This is a genomic window from Acidocella sp., assembly GCF_052326845.1.
Classification (GTDB): domain Bacteria; phylum Pseudomonadota; class Alphaproteobacteria; order Acetobacterales; family Acetobacteraceae; genus Acidocella.
Genome location: NZ_JBKQJR010000048.1, coordinates 1 through 9,227 on the forward strand (window position 1 = coordinate 1; position 9,227 = coordinate 9,227).

11 protein-coding genes and 1 pseudogene are annotated in these 9,227 nt (G+C 64.6%); 6 read left to right on the forward strand and 6 right to left on the reverse strand.

Features of this window, described 5'->3' with window-relative positions; genetic code table 11:
* On the forward strand, positions 1-451 hold a 451-nt coding region (locus ACLPJJ_RS03190), incomplete at its 5' end, for a DUF3303 domain-containing protein (protein ID WP_443589408.1).
* Positions 452-592: 141 nt separating this feature from the next.
* On the opposite strand, the gene ACLPJJ_RS03195 is transcribed toward ACLPJJ_RS03190, so the two are convergent.
* From ACLPJJ_RS03195 to ACLPJJ_RS03210, 4 genes are read right to left on the reverse strand one after another with little or no spacing between them, the layout of a single operon-like run.
* On the reverse strand, positions 593-1,918 hold the full coding sequence (locus ACLPJJ_RS03195) for a dihydroorotase (protein WP_443589409.1): 1,326 nt from the start codon (positions 1,916-1,918) through the stop codon (positions 593-595).
* Positions 1,915-3,660, reverse strand: a complete 1,746-nt coding sequence (gene asnB / locus ACLPJJ_RS03200; RefSeq protein WP_443589410.1) for an asparagine synthase (glutamine-hydrolyzing) — start codon at positions 3,658-3,660, stop codon at positions 1,915-1,917. The genes ACLPJJ_RS03195 and asnB overlap by 4 nt, the downstream gene beginning before the upstream one ends.
* On the reverse strand, positions 3,660-4,685 hold the full coding sequence (locus tag ACLPJJ_RS03205; protein WP_443589411.1) for a glycosyltransferase: 1,026 nt from the start codon (positions 4,683-4,685) through the stop codon (positions 3,660-3,662). The genes asnB and ACLPJJ_RS03205 overlap by 1 nt, the downstream gene beginning before the upstream one ends.
* Positions 4,676-5,572 (reverse strand): glycosyltransferase family 9 protein, encoded by an 897-nt coding sequence (locus tag ACLPJJ_RS03210; protein ID WP_443589412.1) that lies wholly within the window; start codon positions 5,570-5,572, stop codon positions 4,676-4,678. Before ACLPJJ_RS03210 ends, ACLPJJ_RS03205 begins: the two co-directional genes overlap by 10 nt.
* Before the next feature lie 79 nt (positions 5,573-5,651).
* On the opposite strand from ACLPJJ_RS03210, the gene ygfZ reads away from it, so the two are divergent.
* Positions 5,652-6,485, forward strand: a complete 834-nt coding sequence (ygfZ, locus tag ACLPJJ_RS03215) for a CAF17-like 4Fe-4S cluster assembly/insertion protein YgfZ (RefSeq protein ID WP_443589414.1) — start codon at positions 5,652-5,654, stop codon at positions 6,483-6,485.
* A gap of 179 nt (positions 6,486-6,664) precedes the next feature.
* Positions 6,665-7,126 (forward strand): IS200/IS605 family accessory protein TnpB-related protein, encoded by a 462-nt coding sequence (locus ACLPJJ_RS03220; RefSeq protein ID WP_443589416.1) that lies wholly within the window; start codon positions 6,665-6,667, stop codon positions 7,124-7,126.
* 273 nt (positions 7,127-7,399) lie between these two features.
* Here the strand turns inward: ACLPJJ_RS03220 and ACLPJJ_RS03225 are convergent, their stop codons facing one another.
* Positions 7,400-7,642, reverse strand: a complete 243-nt coding sequence (locus ACLPJJ_RS03225) for a type II toxin-antitoxin system Phd/YefM family antitoxin (protein ID WP_443589417.1) — start codon at positions 7,640-7,642, stop codon at positions 7,400-7,402.
* Positions 7,643-7,938: 296 nt separating this feature from the next.
* On the opposite strand from ACLPJJ_RS03225, the gene ACLPJJ_RS03230 reads away from it, so the two are divergent.
* Positions 7,939-8,178, forward strand: a complete 240-nt coding sequence (locus ACLPJJ_RS03230; RefSeq protein ID WP_443589419.1) for a type II toxin-antitoxin system VapB family antitoxin — start codon at positions 7,939-7,941, stop codon at positions 8,176-8,178.
* Positions 8,175-8,585 carry a type II toxin-antitoxin system VapC family toxin gene (locus tag ACLPJJ_RS03235; RefSeq protein ID WP_443589421.1) on the forward strand — a complete coding sequence of 137 codons (411 nt, stop codon included), beginning with the start codon at positions 8,175-8,177 and terminating at the stop codon, positions 8,583-8,585. The genes ACLPJJ_RS03230 and ACLPJJ_RS03235 overlap by 4 nt, the downstream gene beginning before the upstream one ends.
* 87 nt (positions 8,586-8,672) lie before the next feature.
* Here ACLPJJ_RS03235 and ACLPJJ_RS03240 read toward each other — a convergent pair.
* A pseudogene (locus tag ACLPJJ_RS03240) lies at positions 8,673-8,855 on the reverse strand (DUF29 family protein); the annotation flags it as partial.
* Between the two features lie 155 nt (positions 8,856-9,010).
* Between ACLPJJ_RS03240 and ACLPJJ_RS03245 the strand changes: the two are divergent.
* Positions 9,011-9,227, forward strand: a 217-nt coding sequence (locus ACLPJJ_RS03245; protein WP_443589423.1) for an AbrB/MazE/SpoVT family DNA-binding domain-containing protein, incomplete at its 3' end; no start/stop codon positions are given.

Consider the following 9,227-nt stretch of genomic DNA (forward strand, 5'->3'; position numbering starts at 1 on the left):
CAAGCAGACCTGCGCCTTCCGGCTTGCGAAGAGCCGCAGAAACGCGCAGCCTATTCTCTCGCGGTCACATCCATCCCCTGCGCGAGCCGAGACCGCACCCGGTTTGAGTTCGGCCGCAGAAACGGGAGAAACTCGCATGAAATACATGATCACTTGGCTGGAGCGTCCGCAAGGTTCAGCAATAGAGTACGAGAAAGCGCAGCAGCGTATACTCGATGTGTTTCGCCGGTGGGAGGCGCCTGTCAATTTCAAGATCGAGCTTTTCGTCATCCGCGTGGGTGACTGGGGAGGCTACATGCTAGCGGACTGCGACGATCCGGTTACGGTGCACAAATTCTGCTCTATGCTCCCCGCATTCGAATTCCAGGCGAGACCTGTCATTCCAATCGAAGACGCTGTGCGCGGCGAGCTTGAAGTCATGGCTTGGCGCGATGGTCTGAAAATCGACTGAGGCGCGGGATCCTCCGAAACCCGAAGCTTTATACTGAGACGCTACCCCATTCTGGATGAACTGGTTTCGGCGAGTGGGATAGGTATGGTTTTCGAGCACGGGGGCACCGAAAACCACACCTAAACGGCCGCCAGAACCAGTTCAGTGACGGAAGGTGAGCGCCTTGCCGATGGGCTCGCCCGGCACCACGCCTTCGAACATCACCACGTTGCCGCGGATGATGGTGGCCATGGGCCAAGCGGTGCATTCGGTCCCGGCGAAGGGCGTCCAGCCGCACTGGCTGGCGATCATGCTGTTCTCGATGCGGCGCTTGGCCTTCATGTCGACGATGGAGAAATCGGCGTCATACCCGGCGGCGATGCGCCCCTTGCCCACCGCGCCGTAGATGCGCGCCGGACCGGCGGACATCAGGTCCACGAGCCGCAGCAGCGAGAGGCGGCCAGCATTCACCTGGGAGAGCATCAGCGGCAGCAGGGTCTGCACGCCGGTGAGGCCGGAATGGCAGGTCGGCCAGGGGCGCTCCTTGGACTCAGCGGAATGCGGCGCATGGTCGGAGGCGATGGTGTCGGCGGTGCCATCGGCGATCGCGGCCCAGGCGGCATCCTGATGCTCCTTGGAGCGGATCGGCGGGTTCATCACCGCATAACCGCCCAGGCGCTCATAGGCTTCTGGCCCGCATTGCAGCAGATGGTTCACCAACACCTCGCCGGTAATGAGGTCCTTGTGCTCCTTGATGAAGGCGAACTCCTCCAGCGTGGAGACATGCAGGATATGCGCGCGCTTGTTGGTCTTGCGCGCCAACGCGGCGATACGGCGGGCGCCGCGATAGGCGCATTCCGGGTCGCGCCACTCGGCGTGGCTGGCATACGGGTCACCCGCCGAAAAGCGCGGCTTGCGCTCGCGCAGGCGGTATTCGTCTTCGGCGTGGAAGGCGACGAGATGGCGCGAGGAGCGCAGTACGCGCTCGATATTCTCGTCATCCTCGACCAGCAGATCGCCCGTGGAAGACCCGGCGAACACTTTTACCCCGCAGACGCCGGGCATTTCTTCGAGCTCGCCCACATGGTCGGCATTCTCCTTGGTGGCGCCAACGTAGAAGCCGAAATCGCAATAGGTGTGGCCGGGGATGTACTCGTACTTGGTCCGCACTGTGGCTTCATCCACGGTGGGCGGCTTGGTGTTGGGCATGTCCAGCGCCGTGGTCACGCCGCCAAGCACTGCGGCCAGGGAGCCGGAGCGCATGTCCTCGACACCCGGAATGCCGCCCTGCCCGCCATCGCGGAAATGCACATGCGGGTCGATGATGCCGGGCAGCACATGCAGCCCGGCGGCGTTGAACTCCTCCGCCGCCCCGCCAAGATTCTTGCCGATGGCGGCGATCTTGCCGTGCTTCACGCCGATATCGGCCTGCACCTCGCCCCAGGGGAGCACCACAACGCCGTCACGGATCAGAAGATCAAAACTCATATCTGCCTCAATGTCGAAAACACATCGCCCGCAGGGGGCAAATCCAGCACATGCCGGCGGTGCCAGAGTGCGGTGAACAATAGCACCCAGGCGGCGAAACCGGCACGCTTATCATCGGCGTGCGCCAGCAGCGCCCGCACCGCCGCCGCATCCGCCAGTTCGGCGATGATCGGCTGGCGCGGGAGCAGCTCGGCCAGCGGTTTGGCCTGCGCTGCGATCCAGGCGCCAACCGGCACGTCGAACCCCTGCTTGCGGGCGAAGGGTTTCGCGGCCGGGAGGTTCTTCTCCAGCCAGCGGCGCATCAGGTATTTGCCCAAACCGCCGCGAACGGCGAGCTTGTCCGGCAGGGAGAAGGCGAAGGCCGCCACCTCTTTGTCGATGAACGGGGTGCGGCCCTCGATGCCATGCGCCATCAGGCAGCGGTCCAGCTTGAGCAACAGGTCATGCGGCAGCCAGTCGGCCATGTCGGTCATCTGCGCCTGCTTCAGCCGCGAAAGGTTCTGCCCCGCCTGCCGCTCCGCCGCTTCGATGCCCTCGCGCCAGCCCTTGGGCGGGTGGCGCAGCACGTCCAGCCCGTCGAACACGCCGCGCGCGCGCATGGGTTTGGGGAAGAGCAACCGCGACGCCGCGCGGTAGCGGCCATAGCCCGCGAACATCTCGTCCCCGCCCTCGCCGGAGAGGATCACCTTCACATCCCGCCGCGCTTCCCGCGCCAGGAACCAGGAGGGGATGATGGCGTAATCCGCCACCGGGTCGTCCATGCAGGCGACGATCTCGGGGAGGTGCTCCCACATCATCGCCTGGGTGATCTCCACCCGCTCGTGCCGGGCCCCCACGCTCTTTGCCATGGCGGCGGCGGCGTCGCGCTCATCGGCCACGCCGGGCACGTCGAACCCGGCGGTGAAGGCCAGCACCGGATTGGTGTTGAGCCTAGCCATCAGGGCCAGGATGGCGGCGCTGTCGATCCCGCCGGAGAGGAACATGCCGTAAGGCACGTCCGAGCGCTGGTGCAGGTCCACCGCCTTTTCCAGAACCGCATCCAGCTTCTCCAGCGCGTCTTCCTCGTTGTCCGGCGCGTTGTGCGGATTGGGGAAAGCGAGCCGCTTGCGACCTTTCAACTCACCGGCGCGGACGGTCAGTGTCTCGCCCGGCAGCACGCGCTGGATGCCGGGAAAAATGCTCTGCGCCCCGGTGCAGAATTGCAGGTTGAGCAACTCGCCCAGCTTGCCGCGCTCCACGCCGCGCGGCACCACCCCCGCCGCCAGCAGGGCCTGCGGCTCCGAGGCGAAGACGAACCCGCTTGCGCCCTTGGCAACATAAAGCGGCTTCATGCCGAACAGGTCGCGCGAGAGAGTCAGGGTGTGGAAGGCGCCGTCATGAATGGCGATGGCGTACATGCCGCGCAGATGCTCGGTATAAGTGAAGCAGGCGCGGGCATAGACCTTGAGCAGCGGCTCGCAATCGCTCTGCGTGGCGTACTCGCCGCGAAAAGTCTCGCGCAGCTCGCGGTAATTATAGATCTCGCCATTGGCGACGAGGTTGAGCGCACCCTCGTGAAGCGGCTGGCCGCCGGTGGCCAGGTCGATGATGGCGAGGCGCGTATGCACCAGCGCGGCGGTTTCGCCGATGAACTGGCCATGCCCGTCCGGCCCGCGATGTGCCAGCGCCGCGGTGAGCCGGTCCAGCATGGACCGGTCGGCCTTGGCGCCGGGGGTGAACGAAATGCCTGCGATGCCGCACATCAGCGCGTGACCCCTGCAAAGAACTCAAGCCAGGTGGCGGTGACCGCCGCCTCTGCGAACTCGCGCTCGAACCGCGCCCGCCCGGCGGCGGCCAGCCTGGCGCGCAGCCCGGCATCGCCCAGCAGCAGCCGCGCGGCGCTTGCCAGCGCGTCCGCGTCGTCCACCGGCACCAGCACGCCATCCTCGCCGTCGCGGATCACCTCGCTCGGGCCCTCCGCCCGCGCCGCCAGCACAGGGGTCTGGGCCGAGAACGCCTCCAGCACCATGTTGCCCAGCGGCTCGTGGCGGGAGGAGGAGACGAACACATCCGCCGCTTTCAGCAGCGCCCCCGTGTCCCGCCGCCAGCCGGGCAGCTTCACCCGCTCGCCCAGCTTCAGCTCGACGACAAGCTTTTCCAAAGCCGGGCGTTCCGGCCCCTCGCCCGCGATCACGCAATACACATCCGGCAGACGGGCCATGGCCTGGATCAGCGTGTCGAACCCCTTCACCGCGTGCAGCCGCCCGAGGCCGAGCAACAAAGGCGCGCCCTCGGGGATGCCCAGCCCGGCGCGGGAGGAAGGGGCCTCGCCCGCGAAATCGGTGACGAAATTGGGCAGATACGCAGTACGCTCGGCGGGGAAGCCGGTGCCGGTGATGTAGTCGACAATGCCGCGCGTGTTGCCGACGAGGTAGCGGCAGGCACGGAAATATTTGAGGTCGTAATACCCGCCGAGCCGGCCGATATTCACCCACGGCCCGCGTGGCAGATGTGCTGCGGCACGGCTCATCCAGGCCATGGCGATGTCCGGCTTGAACTCTTGCAGCGTGCGGCGGATGCCGGGGCGGGTGCCGAAATCCAGCCGCCCGCCGAAGCGGAATTGCACCGGCGTGAGGCCCATGGCGGCAAGGCGCGCGGAGCGGCCATCCTCGCGGCGGATGAGGGGAAGCACATCCTGCCCGGCGCGGGCCAGGGCGCCGGTCATGCGTTCATAGAAGAGTTCGGCCCCGCCATTGGCGGCGCCAGCCATGACCTGGGCTATGCGCATAATAGAGTCCGCGCCAGCTTTAACACATCCGCCACCTGGAGCCCAGCCATCGGCGCGTCGCCCTCCGGCCCCGGCGCCACGGCGATGGCGGTGCGGGCGCCAGCGGGGGCGTATTCGCTGGCCTTGGAACGGCCGAACAGGCCGAGTGTCGGCGTGCCCGCCGCGGCGGCGAGATGCATCAGGCCGGAGTCGTTGCCAATGAAGAGTTCGCACCGGCGCAGGCAGGCGGCGGCCTCGGGCAGGCTGAGCTTGCCGACGAAATCGATCGCCCCAGGCAGCGCGGCCAGCACGGGGGCGGCACGGCGGGCCTCATCCGCTCCCGGTCCGCCGAACACAGCGGCCTTCGCGCCGGGGATCTCCGCCGCCAGCGTCTGGAACACCTCGACGAACCGCTCCGGCGGCCAGATCTTGCCATCCCAATTGGCGGTGGGGGCAAGGGCGATCACCGGCCCCTCGCCCAGCAGCGACGCGACCTTGGCGTCATCCGCCGGGGCGGTCCAGGCCACGGGCAATGGGGCGGGGTCGAACCCCAGCGCCGCGCCGAGCTGCTGGTAGCGCCGCCCCGGGCGACGCCCGCCTTTCAGGATCTTGCGCCGCCGCGCCGCCAGGAACAGCGACAGCCCCGAGCCGCGTATATCCACCACCAGATCCCAGACATGCCCGGCCACCTGGCGCCACAACGCCAGCCAGTGCAGCGCATAGGGGCGCTTCTCGAACACGATCAGCCTGTCCAGCGCCGGGAAGCGGGCGAACACCCCCTCGGCCACTGCGCCGCAGGCGATGGTGAAGCGCGCCTGCGGGTTTTCCAGCCGCAACTGCTCCAGAATGCCGCAGGAGATCACCGCATCGCCGATACGCGATGAGGTGATGAACAGGATCTTCTTCATGCCGGGCCGGGTCTAGCGCGTTTGCCCGCCGCCGCAAACCGGGCTTGCCCCGGGTCGGCCGCGCCGCCATGTTCTGATCATGACGAAACTGGCTCATCTGCCGCAGCGCGGCGTGCTCGCCCTCCGTGGCGCCGACCGCATCACCTTCCTCAACGGGCTGGTCAGCAACGACGTGACGAAAGCCGCCCCGGGCTGCGACGTGTGGGCCGCGCTGCTCACCCCGCAGGGCAAGTATCTCTCCGATTTCTTTATCTTTGCTGATGCGGATGCGCTGCTGCTGGACGCGCCCAGGGCGGACATTCCCGGGCTGCTGACCAAGCTACGGCGCTACAGGCTGCGCGCCCAGGTGGAGTTGGAGGATGCCTCCTCCGCTTACGGCGTTTATGCCGCCTGGGATGGCGTGCCGCCTGAGGTGGCGATCTCCGCGCCCGACCCGCGACTGGAGCAAGCCGGATGGCGGCTGTTGAGCGAAGCCCCGCTCGCCGCCAATGCCAGTGCGGCGGATTACGCCGCGCACCGGATCGCGCTCGGCCTGCCCGACGGCGCGCCAGACCTGGAACCGGAGAAGACGCTGCTGCTGGAGGCCGGATTCGACGAGCTGCACGGCATCGCCTGGGACAAGGGCTGCTATATGGGCCAGGAGCTGACGGCGCGGACAAAATACCGCGGGCTGGTGAAGCGCCGGCTGGTGCCGGTGGAACTCAGCGTGCCTGGCGCAGCCCCCGGCACGCCGGTGATGGCCGATGGCCATGAGGTGGGAGACATTCGCTCTTCGGCCGGCAATCTCGCGCTGGCCATGTTGCGGCTGGATGCTGTGGAGAAGGTGCTTGCTGCCGGGGATGCCCGGCTGACATCGCGCATTCCCGCCTGGATGCAGCTGCCGCACCTGACGGCATCTTCCGGCACGGCGTGATCAGTTCGTTGGAAAGCCAACACTTGAGTTCTTGACGGATCTGAACCGCCCCGGATTTGCCCGAGGCTGTTTTGTTTGAGTCACGCTGTCATTGGCTGCGCGTTTGGCGCGGCGTAGTTGCGTTCCTCGACTTCTGCCGGCGGTATATTGTTGATGGGCACCAGGAGTCGGCGGCGGTTGTGCTCGGTGCCTCGGTCGATCGACGCAAGACCGTCTACGGCGACGCGGCCAAGATCATCGTCGACATGGCGCGCGCGCATTGTGTCCCCATTGTCTTGGAGAGTTTCGACTTCCGTAAAAAGAAGGCTGAGCTGGAAACCAGCACCAAACCGAGCTACGCGCGCATGCTGTCGGCACTGGCTTATGCCCCGATCGGCGTCATGATCCGCACCCGCGCCACCCGCCGCGGCGTGCGCGTGATCGAGCGCAATCCGGCGTACACGTCGTTGATTGGCCCAACCAAATTCTCCGCACGCTACGGCGTGTCGGTTCACCTCTCTGCCGCCCTGGCGATCGTCAGGCGCGGCACGGGTCTGTCGGAGCGTCTGCCGCGTCAGCCGAGCATTACGCTTGGCGGCGATGTCCATGTCACCCTCTCCCAGCCTGCAAGGATTGGGCGGAGGCATGTATGGGTGTCGTAGGCGCAGCTGGCGCGAAGCAGAAAAGCGGCTCTTGCAGGGCGCTCCGGGTCGGCGAAACGCCGATCTTCTGCCGCGAGATCGTTGGATCCGGCGGCAGAGAGATTACTGAACCAGGATGGAACATTCCTGTCTCAGCTCATTAACTCGGAGCCGGCAGGTGCGATTCCTGCCGCGAAGTCGTCGTCAGCACTGCTCGGACGACGCACTGACCTGAAAGCTACCTATGCGTAGTTTTAGACAGGTTTATAGGAGCCGTATCGAGGAGAAGGCGCATCAACGGCCCTCAAAGCCGCCCAAGACGTCCGCTAGCAGCGGTGCGTCGAAATCATCCGGCACAGTAAATTGGCCGACGAGCCAGCCAAGTTGGCGCCGCTGTGGCACAACTGCGCCCCGCAACGGCACCAGGCGGGCAACTGGCCGGCCAGCACGGGCAATCAGGATTTCCTCGCCGTATGCCACAGCATCAAGCAGACGGGAGAGATGGGTTTTGGCAGCGTGCATGTTGACGATCTGCATGAATGGTCCCCAAGAAATGCTAAAATGGCCCCTTTAACCAGACTTAGTCCAGTCTGGTCTTGTTACAGGACCAGGGACATGGAGAGAGGCATCGATGGTAAGACGATGAGTACCGTGAAGATTGACGTCTCTAGCCTCAAGGCAACGCTTAAACGTGGGACTCGTCGGCCCACAGAAGAAGAATGCGCCACGAAGCCGATCGGGTTGCATCCCCCCTAGCCGAGTGCTGAATTTGCTTGCATCGGCAAAGATATTCAAATATTCGAAAAAGAATATCAAAATATCTTGGAGGGATCATGCCGCTGTATATCCGCGATGATGCTACCGCCGAGCTTGTAGCCCAATTGGCGAAAGCTAGGGGCTTGACCAAACAAGACGCCGTTAAGCTCGCCGTTACGGCTGAACTTGCCCGCGGCCAAAACGAAAAGCCGCTGCGCGAACGCATAAGGGCCTGGCGTGAGATCCATCCCTTTCCGCCGCCCACCGGCCTGAAGGCCGACAAGGGTTTTTTCGATGACCTGTCGGGTGAGCCGTGATTTTCATCGACGCCTCAGCCATGATTTCTATGATGGCCGGTGAAGACGATGCTGACATGCTGGCGGATATTCTCGCCACCCATCGCGTCCGCCTTTGTTCGCCAATATCCCTCTGGGAAACTACGGCGGGGCTATGCCGGAGCTACGGCTTCACCGTGAGCACGGCCCGTACCACGATCAAGAGCTTCATCGATGCCCACGGCATAGAACTGGCCACCATTGGAGAGCGTGAATACGAAACTGCCGCGCAGGCTTATGCAGACTTCGGCAAAGGCAGGCATCCGGCTTCCCTGAATATGGGGGATTGCTTCGCCTATGCCAGCACAAAAGCCCATAAAGCAGCCCTTCTCTTTAAAGGGGATGATTTCAGTAAAACAGATATCCCTGTTGCGGAATCTCCGAAATGATCAATGACCCGGTTTGTAGGCCCGCAAGCTCCGGCGTTCAGGCCGGAGATAGAGTCCGCGAGATATCGCTGGATTTTAAGGTGTTGCTCAGGCTTCCGGCCAGAAATCATCGGCCATCATCTGCTCGAAGGACCAGGGGCAATCGGCTGGAAACGTGCTCTCGGCCAACCCGGTTTCCGCCCCAGCCTCGATGATGGCATTGCCATAAGCGTCAACGCGCATGTCATGCGCCAGCTTGGGCTCGGCCGGCGGTATCTGTTCTAGACGGTCGAGCGCCCGGCTTTGGCTGAGCGCCGCCTAAGCCGCTAGAAGACCATCCCTGCTACGGCCGCGGCCTGTGTTGGGCGGAGCCCTAAGCCCGCAAAATCGCTTGCAGATCGACACTCCATAAGTTATATTTTAATATAACCTATGGAGCTATACCCATGCACACCACAAATCTCAGAAAAGTCGGCGGATCAATCATGCTGGCGGTGCCGCCGGCGCTACTCGATGTGCTTCATCTGACGGCCGGGGCTAAGGTCGGGCTCGCTGTGGACCACGGCAGGCTCGTTGTCGAGCCGCAAGGTCAGCCGCGCTACACAATGGTCGAATTGCTGGCAGCTTCGGACTATTCACACCCACAGCCACCCGAAGAACACG

What these genes read in the sequence shown, in the direction of transcription:
- ACLPJJ_RS03195 (WP_443589409.1), bottom strand. Translation starts at nt 1,918, where the DNA reads ATGAGTTTTGATCTTCTGATCCGTGACGGCGTTGTGGTGCTCCCCTGG.
- asnB (WP_443589410.1), bottom strand. Translation starts at nt 3,660, where the DNA reads ATGTGCGGCATCGCAGGCATTTCGTTCACCCCCGGCGCCAAGGCCGAC.
- ACLPJJ_RS03205 (WP_443589411.1), bottom strand. Translation starts at nt 4,685, where the DNA reads ATGCGCATAGCCCAGGTCATGGCTGGCGCCGCCAATGGCGGGGCCGAA.
- ACLPJJ_RS03210 (WP_443589412.1), bottom strand. Translation starts at nt 5,572, where the DNA reads ATGAAGAAGATCCTGTTCATCACCTCATCGCGTATCGGCGATGCGGTG.
- ygfZ (WP_443589414.1), top strand. Translation starts at nt 5,652, where the DNA reads ATGACGAAACTGGCTCATCTGCCGCAGCGCGGCGTGCTCGCCCTCCGT.
- ACLPJJ_RS03225 (WP_443589417.1), bottom strand. Translation starts at nt 7,642, where the DNA reads ATGCAGATCGTCAACATGCACGCTGCCAAAACCCATCTCTCCCGTCTG.
- ACLPJJ_RS03230 (WP_443589419.1), top strand. Translation starts at nt 7,939, where the DNA reads ATGCCGCTGTATATCCGCGATGATGCTACCGCCGAGCTTGTAGCCCAA.